This is a genomic window from Pseudomonas sp. NBB (assembly GCF_032701105.1).
Lineage (GTDB): Bacteria > Pseudomonadota > Gammaproteobacteria > Pseudomonadales > Pseudomonadaceae > Aquipseudomonas > Aquipseudomonas asiatica.
In genome coordinates, this window is sequence record NZ_CP103994.1 from 4013156 (window position 1) to 4031371 (window position 18216).

Annotated in this window: 17 protein-coding genes; 7 read left to right on the top strand and 10 right to left on the bottom strand. The window is 62.2% G+C overall.

All coding sequences use genetic code 11. The features are described 5' to 3' along the window. Window positions 1-278: 278 nt before the first annotated feature. Genes sixA through NY023_RS18745 form a run of 3 tightly spaced genes read right to left on the bottom strand, consistent with a single transcriptional unit; the run spans window position 279 to window position 2143 of the window. Window positions 279-737 carry a phosphohistidine phosphatase SixA gene (gene sixA / locus NY023_RS18735; RefSeq protein WP_013973423.1) on the bottom strand — a complete coding sequence of 153 codons (459 nt, stop codon included), beginning with the start codon at window positions 735-737 and terminating at the stop codon, window positions 279-281. Further along, on the bottom strand, window positions 734-1081 hold the full coding sequence (locus NY023_RS18740; RefSeq protein ID WP_013973424.1) for a DUF4389 domain-containing protein: 348 nt from the start codon (window positions 1079-1081) through the stop codon (window positions 734-736). The genes sixA and NY023_RS18740 overlap by 4 nt, the downstream gene beginning before the upstream one ends. Window positions 1082-1117: 36 nt before the next feature. After that, window positions 1118-2143 (bottom strand): NAD(P)H-dependent glycerol-3-phosphate dehydrogenase, encoded by a 1026-nt coding sequence (locus tag NY023_RS18745; protein ID WP_013973425.1) that lies wholly within the window; start codon window positions 2141-2143, stop codon window positions 1118-1120. Window positions 2144-2364: 221 nt separating this feature from the next. Here NY023_RS18745 and NY023_RS18750 point away from each other — a divergent pair, with 221 nt between their 5' ends. The 5 genes from NY023_RS18750 to fabB all read left to right on the top strand — a co-directional run bounded on the left by NY023_RS18750 (window position 2365) and on the right by fabB (window position 9285). Next, the gene (locus NY023_RS18750) at window positions 2365-4512 is read left to right on the top strand and encodes a TonB-dependent receptor plug domain-containing protein (protein WP_013973426.1); all 2148 of its coding nucleotides are present in this window, start codon (window positions 2365-2367) and stop codon (window positions 4510-4512) included. Further along, on the top strand, window positions 4512-5402 hold the full coding sequence (locus NY023_RS18755; protein WP_013973427.1) for an ABC transporter substrate-binding protein: 891 nt from the start codon (window positions 4512-4514) through the stop codon (window positions 5400-5402). The genes NY023_RS18750 and NY023_RS18755 overlap by 1 nt, the downstream gene beginning before the upstream one ends. Beyond that, entirely contained in the window at window positions 5399-7330 is a 1932-nt protein-coding gene (locus NY023_RS18760) for an ATP-binding protein (RefSeq protein ID WP_013973428.1), read from the top strand. Before NY023_RS18755 ends, NY023_RS18760 begins: the two co-directional genes overlap by 4 nt. 207 nt (window positions 7331-7537) lie before the next feature. After that, a complete protein-coding gene (gene fabA, locus NY023_RS18765) occupies window positions 7538-8053 on the top strand; it encodes a 3-hydroxyacyl-[acyl-carrier-protein] dehydratase FabA (protein ID WP_003251509.1) in 516 nt (171 codons plus the stop codon). Between the two features lie 11 nt (window positions 8054-8064). Continuing rightward, entirely contained in the window at window positions 8065-9285 is a 1221-nt protein-coding gene (gene fabB, locus NY023_RS18770; RefSeq protein ID WP_013973429.1) for a beta-ketoacyl-ACP synthase I, read from the top strand. A gap of 176 nt (window positions 9286-9461) precedes the next feature. On the opposite strand, the gene NY023_RS18775 is transcribed toward fabB, so the two are convergent. Next, on the bottom strand, window positions 9462-10463 hold the full coding sequence (locus NY023_RS18775; RefSeq protein WP_024087416.1) for an amidohydrolase family protein: 1002 nt from the start codon (window positions 10461-10463) through the stop codon (window positions 9462-9464). A 117-nt stretch (window positions 10464-10580) separates the two neighbouring features. On the opposite strand from NY023_RS18775, the gene NY023_RS18780 reads away from it, so the two are divergent. Continuing rightward, complete coding sequence (locus NY023_RS18780; RefSeq protein ID WP_013973431.1) at window positions 10581-11444, top strand: pirin family protein; 864 nt, start codon at window positions 10581-10583, stop codon at window positions 11442-11444. A gap of 111 nt (window positions 11445-11555) precedes the next feature. On the opposite strand, the gene NY023_RS18785 is transcribed toward NY023_RS18780, so the two are convergent. From NY023_RS18785 to NY023_RS18800, 4 genes are all read right to left on the bottom strand, one after another. Next, window positions 11556-12281: a dienelactone hydrolase family protein gene (locus NY023_RS18785; RefSeq protein WP_013973432.1), complete on the bottom strand. Its 726-nt coding sequence runs from the start codon at window positions 12279-12281 to the stop codon at window positions 11556-11558. Window positions 12282-12360: 79 nt separating this feature from the next. After that, entirely contained in the window at window positions 12361-14265 is a 1905-nt protein-coding gene (gene htpG / locus NY023_RS18790; RefSeq protein WP_023661535.1) for a molecular chaperone HtpG, read from the bottom strand. Between the two features lie 71 nt (window positions 14266-14336). Then, window positions 14337-14819 carry a PaaI family thioesterase gene (locus NY023_RS18795; RefSeq protein WP_013973434.1) on the bottom strand — a complete coding sequence of 161 codons (483 nt, stop codon included), beginning with the start codon at window positions 14817-14819 and terminating at the stop codon, window positions 14337-14339. Next, window positions 14816-15292, bottom strand: coding sequence for a PaaI family thioesterase (locus tag NY023_RS18800; RefSeq protein ID WP_013973435.1), 477 nt, complete (start codon window positions 15290-15292; stop codon window positions 14816-14818). Before NY023_RS18800 ends, NY023_RS18795 begins: the two co-directional genes overlap by 4 nt. A gap of 154 nt (window positions 15293-15446) precedes the next feature. On the opposite strand from NY023_RS18800, the gene NY023_RS18805 reads away from it, so the two are divergent. Further along, entirely contained in the window at window positions 15447-15731 is a 285-nt protein-coding gene (locus NY023_RS18805) for a hypothetical protein (RefSeq protein WP_023661534.1), read from the top strand. A 67-nt stretch (window positions 15732-15798) separates the two neighbouring features. On the opposite strand, the gene NY023_RS18810 is transcribed toward NY023_RS18805, so the two are convergent. Continuing rightward, window positions 15799-16548 carry a DUF599 domain-containing protein gene (locus tag NY023_RS18810; protein ID WP_013973437.1) on the bottom strand — a complete coding sequence of 250 codons (750 nt, stop codon included), beginning with the start codon at window positions 16546-16548 and terminating at the stop codon, window positions 15799-15801. A 167-nt stretch (window positions 16549-16715) separates the two neighbouring features. Continuing rightward, window positions 16716-18067, bottom strand: a protein-coding gene (locus NY023_RS18815) for an IS3 family transposase (RefSeq protein WP_372241189.1) whose coding sequence is annotated in 2 segments (ribosomal slippage) — window positions 16716-17596 and window positions 17596-18067 — 1353 coding nt in all. Because the reading frame shifts where the segments join, the coding sequence is not laid out codon by codon here. Between the last annotated feature and the right edge of the window lie 149 nt (window positions 18068-18216).

Genomic DNA, 18216 nt, shown 5'->3' on the forward strand with positions numbered 1-18216 from the left:
TGGCCCATTGTCGGTATCGCGGTGCAGTTCGGCAACGTCCGGAAAGGTCATCGGCGAGGGCTATCAGGTCAGGCTTGCGGGAGATCGCCCAGCCCTTTGGGCTGCGCTGTCGCGTAGATAACTGAGTTCGCAAGCAATCCGCAAACACTGTGGGAGCGGCTTTAGCCGCGAAGAATCCAACACGGTGCATGGCACCGGCTGCGCCGGTGTTCGCGGCTGAAGCCGCTCCCACAGCTCAAGGCGGGGGCGGTACCTGTCCGCGCAGCGGCCCCGGGGTTTCAGGCCGGCGAGTTGATCGCCCGAAGGGTCATCAACCCAGCCAGCGGCCAGTCCCCTTCCAGCTCCGCCAGGCTTGCAGTGCTCATGCCGGCCGGTTGCTGCTGGTGGCCATGCTGCAACACCCCTACCAAGGTACCCACCAGCGGCTGGTGGCTGACCAGCAGCACATGCTCCAGGCCCAGGCGCTCGATTTCGCCGATAACCTGCTGCACATCACTGTCAGGCGTCAGCCAGGGCACGGTGCGCACCGGTTCGGCGAAGCCCAGGGTGTCATGCACCAGGGCAGCCGTTTGCTGGGCGCGTACGTAAGGGCTGGCGATGATCGCCTGCAGCGGCTGGCCCAGCAGGCGGGCGGCGCTATGCAGCACCTGTTCGCGACCATGGGCGGTCAGCCGGCGCTCGGCATCGCTGTTGGCCCGCGGCTCCGCTTCGCCGTGGCGCAGAACCCACAGCTTCACAGCTTGGGCTCCTCGTCACGCACCGGGTGCGGGGCCGGGGCCACCGCATGCGGCGCCTCGCCTTCCGGGGCACGCGGTGCCGGCCAGTCGGCGAACGGCCAGGGCTTCTGGTCGCTGTGGAAGCTGCCGAAGCGGCCGATCTGCGCCAGGTACTGGCTCAGGCTGTCGCCGAAGTTCATCAGGCTGGCGCTGGGGGCGCCGTACACCAGGCGGTAGATCAGTTGTACCAGCACCAGGCCACCGAGCAACAGCTCGGCCAGCTGCCAGACCACCAGGAACACCAGCATCCACAGGGCCCGCAGGATGATCGACTCGCGCTGGGCGCGTTCGGGCGTATCGTTCATGTGTTGCTCCTTGCTGTTGTCAGAGCCGCTCGAGGCTCAGTTGAAACCGCTGATGGAAATGAAATCGACATCGGTCTTCGGCTCGGCACGCATCAGGTGCTCGATCACCTGGTTCAGCGTGCGGCCTTCGAACAGGATGGCATGCAGGCCAGCCACCAGCGGCATGTACACCTGCACTTCCTGCGCCTTGGCCTTGAGCACCTTGAGGGTGTTGACGCCTTCGGCCACTTCGCCCAGGCGGCTGACCGCCTGCTCCAGGCTCAGGCCCTGGCCCAGCGCGTGGCCGACCTGATAGTTGCGGCTCTTTGGCGAGGAGCAGGTGACGATCAGGTCACCGACACCGGCCAGGCCGAGGAAAGTCATGGGGTTGGCACCCTGGCTGACGGCGAACCGGGTCATCTCGGCCAGGGCGCGGGTAATCAGCATGCTCTTGGTGTTCTCGCCCATGCCCAGGGCCACCGCCATGCCAGCGATGATGGCGTAGACGTTCTTCAGCGCCCCGCCCAGCTCGACACCAAAGCGGTCGGCACTGGCGTAGACGCGGAAGGTACGCCCGTGCAGCACGGCCTGCACCTGCTGGCACAGTTTTTCGTCCTCGCTGGCGACCACCGTGGCGGTCAGCGCATGTTCGGCGATTTCACGGGCCAGGTTGGGGCCGGACAGCACGCCGATACGCGCCTCGGGGGCGATTTCCTCGAGGATCTGGCTCATCAGCTTGAAGCTTTGCGCTTCGATGCCCTTGGTCAGGCTGACCAGGCCCTTGCCGCGCAGCAACTCGGCATGCGGAGCCAGCACGCTACGCAAGGCGCTCGATGGCAGGGCGACGAAAATCAGCTCGCTGGCCTGCAGTGTGGCGAGCAGGTCGCTGACCGGCTCGACGCCGTCGTGCAGGCGGATGCCCTTGAGGTAGCGCGGATTCTCGCGATTGACGCGCATGGCCTCAGCCTGTTCCGGGTCGCGCATCCATTGGCGCACCGGCACACCGTTTTCTGCCAGCAGGTTCGCCACGGCGGTGCCGAAGCTGCCGCCTCCCAGAACTGCAACAGGTTGCTGTTCAGTCATATCCAATCCGTTAAAGCCAAAAGTTAAGTGGCGACCCAGCCATTATACGGCTCGCCTGCTACAGAACCAGTGTCAGTACTGGCCTCTTCGCGGGTAAACCCGCTCCTACAGGTACAACGAAGCCTTCAGCAGCGGTGCGTTCCGTGTGGGAGCGGGTTTACCCGCGAAAGGGCCATCACGGGTAATGCAGATCACTGGCAAATACGCCACGGTCAGTTACCATGCCTGTTTCAATCCTGATACAAGGCCGCTTTGTGTTCCCTGGCACGCCCTCGTACCCGCGCCTGCTCATACTGACTGCCCTGCTCGGCGGCCCGGCCGTGGCCGATGACCTGTTCATCGACAACACGGACCTGCCGCAGGTTCTGACTGCAACGCGCCTGAAACAATCCCCCGCCGCAGTCCCGGGCAGCATGACCGTGCTCGACAGCGAGCTGATTCGCGCCAGCGGTGCCCGCGACATCCCCGAGCTGCTACGCCTGGTGCCGGGCATGATGGTGGGCTACAACGCCGGCAACCAACCCACGGTCAACTACCACGGCAGCAACGTCAACGATGCCCGGCGCATGCAGGTGCTGATCGATGGCCGTTCGGTGTACCGCGCCGGCCTGGCCACGGTGGACTGGAGCGACATCCCCCTGGCCATGGAGGATATCGAGCGCATCGAGGTGTTCCGCGGCCCCAACACGGTCAGTTATGGCGCCAACGCGCTGATGGCAGTGGTCAACATCCTTACCCGCAACCCGGCCGACAGCCATGGCACGCGGATGAAAATGACTCGCGGCCAGGATGGTATCAACGATTTCTACGCCAGCCACGGCTTCGGCTGGGATGGCGGCGACATGCGCCTGTCGCTGTCAGGCCAGCAGGACGATGGCTTCGACGAGAACCAGTTCGGCCAGGATTACCGCGACAGCCGCCGACTGACCCGCTTCAATATCAACGCCAGCCACAGCCTGGCACACGACCAGACCCTGGAATGGCAACTGGCGGCGAAGGAAGGCAGCAACCAGCGGCCTTATACCTACCAGCCGGTGTTCGCCAAATACGAAGCCGGTAACAACGCTGACGTCAGTGCCAAGGACTACGCCGGCTCATTGCGCTGGACCAAGGACTTCAGTTCTGAGCACAGCCTGTATATCCAAGGCTCTGCCCAACATTTCGACCGTCAGCAGGTGTGGCGTGCCTGTGACGCTTTGCAGTCGTTCAGCCCGGAATTGACCCAGCTCTGGCAAATGAACCCCGATTTCGCCGAAAAAGTGGCGCGCGGCATTGCTACCGGCGCACCACTTTCGACCAACGATCCCGTCATGAGAGGGCTTCTGGAGAAGGTCCAGCAGCAATGGGCAAACGGTGGCAAGCAGCAGGTTTGCGGCGACGTCGACCAGAGCACCCGCGAAACCCGCTATGACCTGGAAATCCAGGACACCCTGAGCCTGACCGACAGCCTGCGTCTGCTCAGCGGCATGAACTACCGCTATGATCGTGCCGACTCGCAGACCTACTTCAATGGCAGCATCGACGACCAGACCTGGCGCCTGTTCGGCCAACTGGAGTGGCGCGCCGACGAACACTGGATCCTGCAGGGTGGTGCCATGTTCGAGGACTCGCGCCTGTCCGGCAGCTCGCTGACCCCACGCGTGGCGGTCAACTACCTGATCACCCCGCGCCATGGCCTGCGTGCAGTGTATTCCGAGGCAGTGCGCTCGCCAGACATGTTCGAGAACAACGTCAACTGGAGCTACACGGTCAAGAACCTGACCCCCAACGCCTTTGGCCTGCAAAACGGCGAATACTTCGTCAAGACCCGCGGCCCGGGCGACCTCGACCAGGAACGCATGCGCTCGCGCGAACTCGGCTACAACGGCTACTTCAGCGACATCGACCTGAACATGGATGTGAAGCTGTTCTATGACGAGATCACCGGCATGATCAGCGAGCCCCTGAAGAACAACCAATACATCGCCAGCAATGCCAACAAGGCCCGTTTCAGCGGCAGCGAGGCGCAACTGGACTGGCGCCCGACCCTGCGCGACCGCCTGCGGGTGACCTACGCCTACGTGGATGCCTGGGCCAGCAACCCCGCCGACCGCCGCCTCAGCGCGCGCAACAGCGGCTCGGCCGGATGGATGCGCGAGTGGGGTGCCGGTTGGTCGAGCGCGCTGTTCTATTACGGCGACGATGCGCTCAACCAGTACCGCTACGAGCGCCTGGACCTGCGCCTGGCCAAGCGTTTCCGGGTGCATGGCAGCAACCTGGAGCTGGCGGCGCTGTGGCAACAGCGCCTGGACGATGAGCCGACCACCGCAATCCAGAACCGCTACGACAGCCGCCACCGCCTGAGCGTCAGCGCGGAGCTGGAGTTCTGATGGCCCTGCTGCTGCGCCTGTTGCTGTTGTGCCTGTGGCCGATGGGGCCGCTGTTCGCCAGCGAAATCCTGTTGGTAGGCGCGGAAGACCAGCCTGGCATTCGCAGTTTCGTCGCCGCGCTGGAAAGCCGCCGGCCGCACGACCATGTACATTTCCAGACCACCGACGACCTGCCACGTCCGGGCAAGCTCAAGGCTGACCAGCGCCTGATCCTGCTGGACAACGCCGCACTGGAATGGCGCCTCGCGGAAACTGCCGGCCCGCCGGCCCTGGCCATGAGGGTCAGCCGGGTACAGGCTGAACAGCGCCTGGGAAAGTCGCGGCCCGCGTTCCTCACGCTGCTGTGGAGCGATCCGCCGCTGGGCCGGCAGTTGCGCCTGGCGCGCTACCTGCTGCCGCAGGCCCAGCGCATTGGTGTGCTGTACGGTGAGCACAGCAGCTTTCTGCTCGAAGAGCTGCGCCACGCCGCCCGCGCGCTGGACCTGGAGATCATTGCCCAGGACTGGCCCGACCCGCGCGATAGCCGCCCTTTGCAACACTTGTTGGCCAACAGTGACGTGCTGCTGGGCCTGGACGATGCCGACCTGTACAACTCCAAGACTGCGAAAAACCTGCTGTTGAGCAGCTATGGCCGGCAGATGGCGCTGATCGGCCCGAACGCCGGGTTCGTCCGCGCCGGCGCCCTGGCCAGCACCTTCAGCGACCAGGACGATTGGCTGGCGGTGCTCGACCAGTTGCTCGACCAGCCACCGGCACGCTGGCCACGCAGCCTGTACCCGGTACGCTTCGGCGTCAGCGGCAACCAGCAGGTGGCGCGCGCCCTGGGCCTTGAACCGATCGATCCGAACGCCGCCGCCAAGGCCCTGGCCGAAGGAGAACCCACCCCATGAGCAAGCGCCTGAGCTGGGACATCCACACCCGCACCCAGATCATCAGCCTCGGCCCTGCCCTGCTGCTGACCTTGCTGCTGATCAGTTTCTTCACCTTCGTGCGTATCCAGGACCTGCGCCAGGAACTGAACCACACTGGGCAACTGATCGCCAACCAGCTGGCGCCAGCCTCGGAATACGGGGTGATCTCGGGCAACAACGAAGTGCTCGAGGGCCTGATGCGCGCCACGCTCAGCATCCCCCACGTGCGCTTCCTCGAGGTGCAGGACAGCCGCAACCACATACTGGTCTATGTGGAGCAGTCCGACGAAAGCGCCAACCGCGCGCAGCGCGTCGAAGTGTTCCAGGCGCCCATCCGCCTGCAGCAGATCCGCCTGGACAGCGACTTCCTGCAACAGGGCAAAGCCACCACCCCGGCCATCGGCGACGATTACCTGGGCCGGGTCATCGTCGGCATGTCCGATGACGCCTTCAGCCAGCGCCAGCAGGAAATCGTGATCAAGGCCGGCATCCTCGCGCTGTTCGCCCTGCTGTTCACCTTCCTGCTGGCGCGCCGCCTGGCCCTGAGCCTGGCCAAGCCGATCAGCGACATGGGCCATGCGGTCAAGGCCATCCAGCAGGGCGAGTACCACACCCTGTTGCCGGTGGTCGATGACAGCGAACTGGGCCATCTGGCACGCCACATCAATAACCTGGCCCATGCCCTGGCGCAGGCCAGCAATGAACAGAAGCAGGCGATCGCCGAGCTTATCCAGGCCCGCGAGGAGGCCGAACAGGCCAACCGCGCCAAATCGGATTTCCTCGCGATGATGAGCCACGAGCTGCGCACGCCGATGAATGGCGTGCTGGGCATGCTGCAGTTGCTGGAAACCACGCAGTTGAACAGCGAGCAGGCCGAGTACACCGCGGTGGCCAGCGAATCCACCGGGCACCTGCTCAAGGTCATCAACGACATCCTCGACTTCTCGCGCATCGAACGCGCCGCGCTGCAACTGGAACACATCGACTTCAACCTTGGCGAACTGATCACCAGCAGCGTCCAGTCGTTCCAGCACAGCGCCCAACAGCGCGGCCTTGCCCTGCACCTGCAAATGCCGGCGGGTATCGAGCAGCTGCATGTGAACGGCGACCCCACGCGCATCCGCCAGATCCTGCTTAACCTGGTCGGCAACGCGCTGAAATTCACCGAACGCGGCCAGGTTCAGGTCGAGGCGCGCTGGCAGGTGCTGGACCGCCAACTGATCTGGCTGACCTGCAGTGTGCGCGACACCGGTATCGGCATCGACAACGAACGCCTGGAAATGATGTTTGTCGCCTTCCAGCAGGCCGACAGCTCGATTTCCCGCCGCTATGGCGGCACCGGGCTGGGGCTGTCGATCGCCCGCACCCTGGCCGAACGCATGGGCGGCAAGCTGCGTGGCGAAAGCCGTGAAGGCCTGGGCTCGACCTTCACCTTGGAGATGCCTCTGGCCCTGGCCAGCCCTGCTCCGCTCTCGCTGACGCAGCCAAGCGCTGCGCCACCGGCGGTGGCCGACAATGATCAGGTGCTGCTGGTAGAGGACAATCCGGTCAACCAAAGTGTCATCGAAGCCATGCTGCGTAGCCTGGGGCTGGCGGTATGCACGGCCGAGGACGGCCTGGAGGCGGTCGAACGGGTCAGCCGGCAGCGTTTTGCCGCCGTGCTGATGGACTGCCGCCTGCCGCACCTGGACGGCTATGAAGCCACCCGGCGTATCCGCCAGCTGCCCAACGGCACCAGGCTACCGATCATCGCCCTGACCGCCAACGCCTTGCAGGGCGACCGCGAGCGTTGCATGGCGGCCGGCATGGACGACTACCTGAGCAAACCCTTGCGCCGCACCGAACTGCAGCGTGTGCTGCAGCGCTGGCTACCCGGTCAGACAACCGCGACTGGCGATAAATGCTAAAGTGCGGCAGTCTTAAACACTGGACAGGACCTTCATCGGACCTGAAAATAGACGTTTCAGTGCACACCTGTACTTCTTTCACCGGGTGCACTGTGACTTTCACCACAACGCAATAGTCTACCTGTAGGCTGCCGCCCCGAACGCGATGCGTATCGGGCCGGCCGGGAAGATTCATCCCCTGCCGCAGGGGGTTATTGAGGAGCTCGCATGACCAAACAACACGCCTTTACTCGGGAAGACCTGCTGCGCTGCAGTCGCGGTGAGCTGTTCGGCCCAGGTAATGCGCAACTGCCCGCGCCGAACATGCTGATGGTCGATCGCATCACCCATATCAGCGAAGAAGGCGGCAAGTACGGCAAAGGTGAATTGGTCGCCGAGCTGGATATCAATCCGGACCTGTGGTTCTTCGCCTGCCACTTCGAAGGCGACCCGGTAATGCCGGGCTGCCTGGGCCTCGATGCCATGTGGCAGCTGGTAGGTTTCTTCCTCGGCTGGCAGGGCCTGCCAGGCCGCGGGCGCGCCCTGGGTTCGGGCGAGGTGAAGTTCTTCGGCCAGGTACTGCCGGAAGCCAAGAAAGTCACTTACAACATTCACATCAAGCGCGTCCTGAAGGGCAAGCTGAACATGGCCATCGCCGATGGCTCGGTCAGCGTCGACGGCCGCGAGATCTACACTGCCGAAGGCCTGCGGGTCGGCGTGTTCACCTCCACTGACAATTTCTAAGGGTTATTCGCATGCGCCGCGTCGTTATCACTGGTCTGGGCATCGTATCGTGCCTGGGCAATGACAAAGCTACCGTCACCGAAAACCTGCGCAACAGCCGTCCGGGTATCCGTTACAACCCGGAATACAAGGAAATGGGGCTGCGTAGCCAGGTTTCCGGGTCCATCGACCTCAACCTCGAAGAACTGATCGACCGCAAGGTCTACCGCTTCGTCGGCCACGCTGCTGCCTACGCCTACCTGGCGATGCAGGATGCGATCAAGGACGCCGGCCTGACCGAAGAGCAGGTTTCCAACCCGCGTACCGGCCTGGTGGCGGGCTCCGGCGGCGCCTCGACCCTGAACCAGATGGAAGCGCTGGACACCCTGCGTGAGAAAGGCGTCAAGCGCGTCGGCCCATACCGCGTTACCCGCACCATGGGCAGCACCGTTTCGGCGTGCCTGGCTACCCCGTTCAAGATCAAGGGTATCAACTACTCGATCTCCTCGGCCTGCGCCACTTCGGCACACTGCATCGGCACCGCGCTGGAGCAGATCCAGTGGGGCAAGCAGGACATCGTCTTCGCCGGTGGCGGTGAAGAAGAGCACTGGAGCCAGTCGTTCCTGTTCGATGCAATGGGCGCCCTGTCGACCAAGCGCAACGAAACCCCGGAACAGGCCTCGCGCGCCTACGACGCCGACCGTGATGGCTTCGTCATCGCTGGCGGTGGCGGCATGGTGGTGGTCGAGGAGCTGGAACACGCCCTGGCCCGTGGCGCCAAGATCTACGCGGAAATCGTCGGCTACGGCGCCACTTCCGACGGCTACGACATGGTTGCCCCGAGCGGCGAAGGTGCTATCCGCTGCATGCAGCAGGCGCTGTCGACCGTCGACACTCCGATCGATTACCTGAACACCCACGGCACCTCGACCCCGGTCGGTGACGTTGCCGAGATCAAGGGCGTTCGCGCCGTGTTCGGCGACAAGGCACCGAAAATCAGCTCAACCAAGAGCCTTTCGGGCCACTCGCTGGGCGCTGCCGGCGTACACGAGGCGATCTACTGCCTGCTGATGATGGAAAACAACTTCATCGCCGGCTCCGCCAACATCGACGAGCTGGACCCGGAGGTCGCCGACCTGCCGATCCTGCGCAAGACCGAAGAAAACGCCAAGATCGACACGGTCATGAGCAACAGCTTCGGCTTCGGCGGCACCAACGCCACCCTGGTGCTCAAGCGCTGGGAAGGCAAGTAAGACGCTGCTGCGGTAAACGAAAACGCCCCGACTGGTTCGGGGCGTTTTCATTTGTGTTGCCTGTACCGGCCTCTTCGCGGGCGCGCCCGCTCCCACAGGTACAGCACCGGTTTCAACAGCAGCGCGGCCCCTGTGGGAGCGGGTTTACCCGCGAAAGGGCCGGCACAGGCGAAATACTATTGCTTGGGCAACACATCCAGAAAATTCTCCCTGGCCACCTTGTTGGCAACTTGTTCCGGCAATGCATCCAGAAACGGCCTGAACCCGTGCATCTGCTCCCCAAGGCTACCAAACCGCCCCACCACATCCGAACCCAGCATGAACCGTTCCGGGAACCTCTCGACCAGTGCCAGCCACTCCTTGCGCGGTACCCCCTGGCCATCCAGCAGATAGGGTTTCAGCACGCTCCACGACAAATCGACATACAGGTTCGGGTAATCCTCCAGCAACCGCGTCAGCACCGGCAGCAGAAAGTCCATTTGCGTCTGGTGCCGGTGAATCTCCATGCTGCTGCCGGCGTGCGCCCAGATGAACCGCGTGTGCGGGTGATTGCGCAGCGGCTGTTCGATCTCCGCCAGGTACAGCGGGTTACGCTCGCGCTTGGAGGTGATGTTGGAATGCAGCAGCACCGGCAGGTCGCGCTCGGCCGCCAGGTGGTAGATACGCGCCATGGCTTCGTTGTTGGCGCGCGGCGTGTCACCGCTGGTCAGAGCAGTCAGGTCATCGTGGCGGGTGAACACCTCGCCAATGCCCTGCCACAGCCCCGGATGCAGATCGAGCATGCGCTCGATATGGCTGGCGGCGTTCTTGTCCACCGGATTGAAGCCGGCCAGGAACGGATGAAAGCGCTTGCGCTGCTCGTCGGGCAGTTGCTGTAGCGCCGCAGCCACGTAGGTATCGGTGGCGCTGTACCAGTAGGCTTCGGCGTCATCCCCAGCGTAATAGCGTGGGCGCTTGGGCTCGTCTTCATGCCACTTCTTGGCCACCGGCACGCCGGAAATCATCGACTGCTCGATACCGGCGGCATCCATGGCCTTGATCAGCGCAGGCATGCCTTCGCTTTCCTGGAAGAAGTCGACGTAGTGCAGGTGAGCATCACTGTAGCGGTAGTCGCGTGCCTGCGCCGCTTGGCACAGCCAGGTGGATAACAGCACGCAGGCCAACGCTCTCACGATCATGATGAAGCTTCCTTTTCCGGGTATCAGATCTCTAGACCGGCCGGCCTGCGAGACGGTTCAGCCGGGGCGGGCAAACCGCTATGCTTGGGGCATTTCCACCTTGCCTGGAGCCTTCCCATGAGCAGCCCCCTGGTCATCCGCCCACGTGCCGAATCGGTCGAGGGCCAGCCGATCCTGCGCCCGCTGCCATCAGCCCAGTGTCGCAGCGTCGGCCCGTTCGTGTTTTTCGACCACATGCTCGAAACCGACTATGCCCCGGGGCATGGCATGGACATCCGCCAGCACCCGCATATCGGCCTGTCGACCCTTACCTACCTGTTCGAAGGGGCAATCCTGCACAAGGACAGCCTCGGCTCGGCGCAGCGGGTGCTGCCGGGCGACGTCAGCTGGATGACCGCAGGCAGCGGCGTGGCCCATGTCGAGCGCACGCCTGAAGATGCCCTGGCCCATGGCTCACGCCTGCACGGGCTGCAGGTATGGCTGGCGTCGCCACGCGAGCATGAACAAGGCCCGGCAAGCTACAGCCACCACCCGGCGGCGAGCCTGCCGGTCAGCGACAGCCTGGGGGTACGCATCTGCATGATCGCTGGCAGCGGGTTCTGCCTGGAATCGCCGGTGCCAGTGCTCTCCCCTACCCTGTACGCGCATGTACAGATGCAACCGGCAACCACGCTACTGGTGCCGAACGAGCATGCGCAGCGGGCGCTGTACCTGCTTGATGGTGAGCTGGTGATGAACGATGAGGATGTGGAACCCTGCAGCCTGGTGGTCCTGCCCGAGGGTGAAGAGGTGACGCTGTATGCGGAGGGTGAGTGCCAGCTGGTGCTGATTGGTGGCGCACCACTGGATGGGCCGCGGCGGATGAACTGGAACTTTGTCGCCAGTGATGTGGAGCTGATCGAACAGGCCCGGGCCAAGTGGGCTGCGGGGGATTGGCCGGTGGTGCCAGGGGAAACCTCGCGAATCGAGTTGCCTAGGTGAAAGGGGGGCGTTTTTGCGACCCATTCGCGGGTAAACCCGCTCCCACAGACAGCGCAGTACCTGTGGGAGCGGTTTACCCGCGAATGGGCTGCAAAGCAGCCCCGTGCAATCTCAGCGCTGGAAAACTTCGGTCAGCAGGTTATGCATCGCCCGGAACGCCCGCTCCGAGGTACGCCGGTCATACTGCATCTTGCCCGGCACGTTGGCGCTCGGGTCGGTAAACGAGTGCACCGCGCCGCCATAGCTCAGCAATTGCCAGTCAACCTTGGCCGCGTTCATCTCCTCCTCGAACGCCGGCAACTGCTCCTTCGGCACCAGTGGATCGGAAGCGCCGTGCAGCACCAGCACCGAGCCCTTGATGCGCTTGGCATCTTCCGGATTCGGCGTGTCCAGCGTGCCATGGAACGACACCGCTGCACGCAAATCGGCGCCGGTACGGGCCAGCTCCAGTGCACAGCAGCCACCAAAGCAGAAACCAAACGTGCCGACCTTGCCCGGCTCCAGAAGCGCCTTCGACTGCCCCAACAGTTGCGCCAGGGCTTCCTGCATGCGCTTGCGCAGCTCGCCACGATCGTTCTTCAACGGCATCATCGCCGCGCCGGCCTCGTCCGCGTTGGACGGACGCACCGATTGTCCGTACAGGTCGGCAATCAGCACCACATAACCTTTCTCGGCCACTTCCTTGGCGATGCGCTCGGCACCTTCGCCGATACCCATCCAGTTCGGCGCCATCACCAGACCTGGCCGCCCCAGCGCGCCCGGCTCGTATACCAGGCGGCTTTCATACGCCTTGCCGGACAGGTGATAGACCAGCGATTCGACGATTACTTTGCTCATCAAGCACTCCTTTGGCACTCGTCATCAATATGCTCGCCATGAAAAAAGCCCGCCGAAGCGGGCTTTCCTATGCATCAACTCAAGCAGACAGTTCGACCAGCAGCTTGTTCAGGCGACGAACGTAAGCCGCCGGGTCCTTCAAGCTGTCACCGGCCGCCAGGGCCGCCTGATCGAACAGGATGTGCGACAGCTCGGCGAAGCGGTCTTCGCTCTGCTCGTTGTCCAGCTTCTCGATCAGCGGGTGGGTCGGGTTGAACTCGAAGATCGGCTTGGACTCCGGCACCTTCTGCCCGCTGGCTTCGAGGATCTGGCGCATCTGCAGACCCAGGTCCTGTTCACCGATGGCAAGGATCGCCGGCGAGTCGGTCAGGCGGTGCGACACGCGCACTTCGGCCACGCTGTCACCCAGCGCGCCCTTCAGGCGCTCGACCAGGCCTTCCTTGTCCTTGGCGACTTCTTCCTGGGCCTTCTTGTCTTCTTCCGAGTCCAGCTTGCCCAGGTCCAGGTCGCCACGGGCGACGTCGACAAAGGCCTTGCCGTCGAACTCGTTCAGGTAGCTCATCAGCCACTCGTCGATACGGTCGGTCAGCAGCAGCACTTCGATGCCTTTCTTGCGGAAGACTTCCAGGTGCGGGCTGTTCTTGACCTGCGCGTACGACTCGCCGGTGAGGTAGTAGATCTTGTCCTGGCCTTCCTTGACGCGAGCCAGGTAGTCCGCCAGGGCGACGCTCTGCTCGCCGCTGTCGTCCTGGGTGGAAGCGAAGCGCAGCAGGCCGGCGATCTTTTCCTTGTTGGCGAAGTCTTCGGCCGGGCCTTCCTTCAGCACCTGACCGAAGTTCTTCCAGAAGCCCTTGTACTGCTCGGGCTCGTTCTTCGCCAGCTTCTCCAGCATGTCCAGCACGCGCTTGGTCAGCGCGGTCTTCATCGAGTCGATGATCGGGTCTTTCTGCAGGATTTCACGCGACACGTTCAGCGACAGGTCGTTGGAGTCGACCACACCCTTGATGAAGCGCAGGTACAGCGGCAGGAACGATTCGGCCTGGTCCATGATGAACACGCGCTGCACGTACAGCTTCAGGCCGCGTGGCGCTTCGCGCTGGTACAGGTCGAACGGCGCGCGGGCCGGCACGTACAGCAGCGAGTTGTATTCGAGCTTGCCTTCTACCTTGTTGTGGCTCCAGGCCAGCGGGTTTTCGAAGTCATGGCCGATGTGCTTGTAGAACTCCTGGTATTCCTCGTCCTTGATTTCGGTACGCGGACGGGTCCACAGGGCGCTGGCACGGTTGACGGTTTCCCACTCTTCGGCCGGCTGCTCTTCGCCTTCGGCGGTAGCTTGCTCTTTCAGCAGCTGGATCGGCATGGCGATGTGGTCGGAGTACTTCTTGACCACGTTGCGCAGGCGCCAGCCATCGGCGAACTCCTGCTCGCCCTTCTTCAGGTGCAGGACGATGCGGGTGCCGCGCTGTGGCTTGTCGATGGTGGCGACTTCGAACTCACCTTCGCCCTTCGACGACCAGTGCACGCCTTCAGCGGCCGGCTGGCCGGCACGGCGGCTGTACACGTCGACCTTGTCGGCAACGATGAACGCGGAGTAGAAGCCCACACCGAACTGACCGATCAGGTGCGAGTCCTTCTTCTGGTCACCGGTGAGGTTCTTCATGAAGTCGGCAGTGCCGGACTTGGCGATGGTACCCAGGTGGGCGATGACGTCTTCGCGGCTCATGCCGATGCCGTTGTCCTCGAGGGTCACGGTACCGGCGTCCTTGTCGAAGCTCAGGCGAATCTTCAGGTCGGCGTCGCCTTCGAACAGCTCTGGCTTGGCCAGGGCCTCGAAACGCAGCTTGTCGGCGGCGTCGGAGGCGTTGGAGATCAATTCACGCAGGAAGATCTCCTTGTTCGAATACAGGGAATGGATCATGAGGTGCAGCAGCTGCTTTACCTCGGTCTGGAAGCCCAGCGTTTCTTTTTGAGTCTCCACACTCATGGTCTTCAAAACTCCGATCTGATGGCAGTTGACGCCTGGCGGCCAGGTTGGCCAGCGTTTAGCGGCGGATGTCATGCAGATGGGGGCTGCCCGGATGATTTCAAGGGCTTTTCCGGTTCGATCTTGAAATGGGCCCGAGCCGTGGCGATCGGCGACTGCCTGTCCCCCTGCCAGGCGGTGATGGCCACATTGGTCACCCGTCGGCCCTGGCGCCAAAGCTGGCATTGGGCGTAAGTATCGCGAAAGTGCCCGGCGCGCAGGTAATCGATGGAAAAGTCGATGATCTTCGGAATGCTTGCGCTCTCGCTGAAGATCAGCAGGTACAGCGCTGCCGACAGTTCCATGAAGCCCGCGATCACCCCGCCATGGATGGCCGGCAGCAGCGGGTTGCCGATGTTGTCCTGGTTGGCCGGCAGGCGGAACAGCAGGTCATCGCCCTCACGCTCGCATTCAATGCCGATCAGGCCGGCATAGGGGATCAGCGCCAGCAAGGGCCGATAGTCTCCCACCGCGTGGGCAGCGTTGAGCTGTTGGCGAACCTCGTACGGAATCATGCCCCGCCCTCCTTCAGGCTGTTGCCGAAGCGGAGGCCACCCTTGATTTCCTGGCCCAGGCGCATGAACGTGCCCACCACCTGGCAGATAGGCTGGGCGGGGTCATCCTGATAGGCCGTGCCACGGGTGAAGATCACATCGCGGGTGACTCGGTAGCATTGGGCATGGCCGTAGATGTCCTTGCCGGCCTCGGCCGGGTGCATGTAGTCGATGCGCAGGTCCAGTGTCGGGCACACCTCGAAGCGCGGCAGCACGCACAGCGTGGCCATGCCGCAGGTGGTGTCCATCAGCGTGGTCAGCGCGCCGCCATGCACGGCGCCGGTCTGCGGGTTGCCGACGATGGCCGCAGACCATGGCAGCACCAAGGTCATGCCATCGGCATTGGTTTGCGCCACACGCATTTGCAACAACTGACAATGTTTCAGGGCCGAGAGAAAGCGCTCGGCCATGGCCATCAAGGTTGAATCGCTCATTGGCTGTTTCCCTGCGCATTGCCGCATCGGCATAAAATCGTTAAAAAGTCTATATAGAACGGGGCGTTATATATGTGTAATCTTCGCGGAACTTATTCCGCATAGTTGCACTCGAAGGAACAAGTCACTTATTTCACCAAGGAGAAACACCCCCATGCGTAAACCTTTTGCTTTTGCTCTGATGCTGGCTGCTGCCATGGGCCTGGCTGCTTGCGATAAAGCGAGCGAAGACAAAGCCCAGGACGCACAGCAACACGCCGAGCAAGCCCAGGAAAAAGCGGGCGAAGCTCAGGATAAGATGAACGAGGCTGCCAAGGAAAACGCCGAAGCCGCCAAAGATCAGGCCGAAGCCGAGCAGAAGGCCGCCGAAGAAGCCGCTCCGGCTACTCCGGCTCCGGAAGCCGCTCCTGCTGCTCCAGCCGAACCTGCCAAGCAGTAATCGGCTAAAACAAAAAAACCCGACATTGTCGGGTTTTTTTGTGCCTGAAACTTAAGGGTTAAACGTTTCAGGTTCCTGGTGCGGTGTTTTCCCTGGCAGGTTCGATCGAAATACTTTCGGTAGGTGTGAACACCATCACATCCAATACATCCGAATGGAACTCGCGGCGGTACAGAATCAGCACTACTCCGACACTCATGACCATGAATAACCATGGGCTGATGAACCAGCTCAACATGGCCATGCCGAAGTAATAGGAACGCAGGCCCAGGTTGAACTGGTTGGCGGCAAGCGACAGCACCCGCGCCGCCCGCGAGGCGAATGCCTTGCGTTCAAGCTCATTGACCAGCCGTTCACCGATCATCGGCGCCGAACCCACCAGCACTGCCGCGAAGTTGTATTGGCGCATGCACCAGCTGAAGGTGAAAAAGGCATAGACAAAAACCATGGCCAGGCACAGCAGCTTGATCTCCGACATGCCCTGGGAGGTCTGCTGTACCAGCGGCAGGTCGGCCAGCAGCGACAGCGCCCGGTCGGAAGCCCCGAGCACGGTAAGGATACCGGCGAGGATGATCAGGGTGCTGGAGGCGAAGAACGAGGCGTTGCGCTCGAGGTTGCCGATCACGCTGGCATCGGCAATGCGGTTGTCGCGCAGCAGCATGCGGCGCATCCAGTCTTCGCGATACAGGTGCAGCACGCTGGCCAGGCACGCGGTGTCGCGGCCCTTCCAGATGGCATAGCGGGTGTAACCGCCCCAGCACAGGGCGAACCAGATGATGGCCAAAAGGTTGTTGAAGTTGCTTTGGATGAAGTTCATGCACGGTTCCCGGGAGGGCCAGATACCTGAAGGATAGGGACCGGATTTCGACGCTGGCAAGCGGCAAAAGGCACACATCCATCCTGATATTTGTACTGCTCATCCCGGCCTCTTCGCGGGCACGCCCGCTCCCACAGGTTGGACTGCCCCCGAAAAGTTGGACAGTTTTAGCCAGTGGCCTGAGTCCTGTAGCTGACAGGGCTCAGGCCATTGAGTTTCAGCCTGATGCGGTCATGGTTGTAGTAATGGATGTACTCCTCCAGGCCCGCCTTCAGCTGTTCGACGCTTTCAAAGCGCTTCAGGTAGAAGAACTCTGACTTCAGTGTGCCGAAGAAGCTTTCCATCGCTGCATTATCCAGACAATTGCCCTTGCGAGACATGCTCTGCTTCACACCGCGCGCTGCGAGCTTATGGCGGTATTGGGGCTGCTGGTAATGCCATCCTTGGTCTGAGTGGATCACTAGCTTGGGCTTTTCACCCAACCCATCGAGCGCCTTTTCCAGCATGTTCCCGACCAAGCCATAAGTAGGCCGGCAAGCTGTTTCATAGGCGATGATCTCACCGTTGTACAAGTCCATCACGGGCGACAGGTAGAGCTTTTGTTGGGCCACTTTGAACTCAGTGACATCGGTCACCCACTTCTGGTTGGGGCGTTGCGCGACGAAATTACGCTCCAGCAAATTCATTGCCACCTTGCCGACAATGCCGCGATAGGATCGATACTTCTTCGGGCGTACAACGGACTGCAAACCAAGCTCAGCCATCAACCGTTCAATGACCTTCTTGTTGACCAAGGTCCCCTGATTCCTGATGGCAAGGGCAATGCGGCGGTAGCCATACAGCCCTTTCTCCTCGTGATAGACACGCTGCACCAACTCCTTGAGCGAGGCGTGCCTGTCCGGCTTTTGCTGGCACTTGATCTGGTAATAAAAGGTACTGCGTGCCAACCCCACCATCTGCAAGAGATCAGGCAGCGGATATTTATGTCTGAATTTACAGACGATCAGGGCTTTTTCGTCCGTGTTCGCTCCTTCTCCTCTCGCAGAGCCTTTAACTCCTTTAGGACATCATTCTCCATGCGCAGATACTCGAGCTCGCTCAACAACTGCTCACGAGATTTCTCTGCGTCATTGGTATCTGTCGGCTTGATGGGCTTAATTTTCTTCGGCACGGCTGATTTTCTTTGTTTGGCGAGAGTGGCTTCAGGACTGCCACTGTAGTGCTGCCGCAGCCAAATGCCTATCTGTGAGGACTGTCCAAGGTCAAAGTGCGCCGCTGTTTGGCGCAGGGACAGGCGATGCTCAAGCATGTACTTGAGCACCCGCCGCTTGAATTCCTCGGTGTAGCGGCGACCATGCGAGCGAGGGCCGAGGCTGGCATCGACTTGGTAGCCAGCAACCCAGCGCCGAAGCAGGCTGAAATCGATGCCAAAGTGTTGTGCCACCTTGCGAAAGCCCCGGCTGCCCTCTAGGTAAGCGGTGATAGCCGTGAGCTTGAACTGCTCTGTGTATTTACCCATAGATCCCCCAAGGGTTGGATTGGTGTCCAACTTCTTGGGGGCAGTCCAGGTACAGCGCCAATTCTGAGGTTTGCGCTTGACCTGTGGGAGCGGGCGTGCCCGCGAAGAGGCCGGTACAAGCAAACAAAAAGCCCCGCATCCTTTCGGAT

Coding starts and splice junctions, on each gene's coding strand:
- NY023_RS18740 (WP_013973424.1), bottom strand. CDS start 1,081: ATGAACGATACGCCCGAACGCGCCCAGCGCGAGTCGATCATCCTGCGG.
- NY023_RS18745 (WP_013973425.1), bottom strand. CDS start 2,143: ATGACTGAACAGCAACCTGTTGCAGTTCTGGGAGGCGGCAGCTTCGGC.
- NY023_RS18750 (WP_013973426.1), top strand. CDS start 2,365: ATGCCTGTTTCAATCCTGATACAAGGCCGCTTTGTGTTCCCTGGCACG.
- NY023_RS18755 (WP_013973427.1), top strand. CDS start 4,512: ATGGCCCTGCTGCTGCGCCTGTTGCTGTTGTGCCTGTGGCCGATGGGG.
- NY023_RS18760 (WP_013973428.1), top strand. CDS start 5,399: ATGAGCAAGCGCCTGAGCTGGGACATCCACACCCGCACCCAGATCATC.
- fabA (WP_003251509.1), top strand. CDS start 7,538: ATGACCAAACAACACGCCTTTACTCGGGAAGACCTGCTGCGCTGCAGT.
- fabB (WP_013973429.1), top strand. CDS start 8,065: ATGCGCCGCGTCGTTATCACTGGTCTGGGCATCGTATCGTGCCTGGGC.
- NY023_RS18775 (WP_024087416.1), bottom strand. CDS start 10,463: ATGATCGTGAGAGCGTTGGCCTGCGTGCTGTTATCCACCTGGCTGTGC.
- NY023_RS18780 (WP_013973431.1), top strand. CDS start 10,581: ATGAGCAGCCCCCTGGTCATCCGCCCACGTGCCGAATCGGTCGAGGGC.
- NY023_RS18785 (WP_013973432.1), bottom strand. CDS start 12,281: ATGAGCAAAGTAATCGTCGAATCGCTGGTCTATCACCTGTCCGGCAAG.
- htpG (WP_023661535.1), bottom strand. CDS start 14,265: ATGAGTGTGGAGACTCAAAAAGAAACGCTGGGCTTCCAGACCGAGGTA.
- NY023_RS18795 (WP_013973434.1), bottom strand. CDS start 14,819: ATGATTCCGTACGAGGTTCGCCAACAGCTCAACGCTGCCCACGCGGTG.
- NY023_RS18800 (WP_013973435.1), bottom strand. CDS start 15,292: ATGAGCGATTCAACCTTGATGGCCATGGCCGAGCGCTTTCTCTCGGCC.
- NY023_RS18805 (WP_023661534.1), top strand. CDS start 15,447: ATGCGTAAACCTTTTGCTTTTGCTCTGATGCTGGCTGCTGCCATGGGC.
- NY023_RS18810 (WP_013973437.1), bottom strand. CDS start 16,548: ATGAACTTCATCCAAAGCAACTTCAACAACCTTTTGGCCATCATCTGG.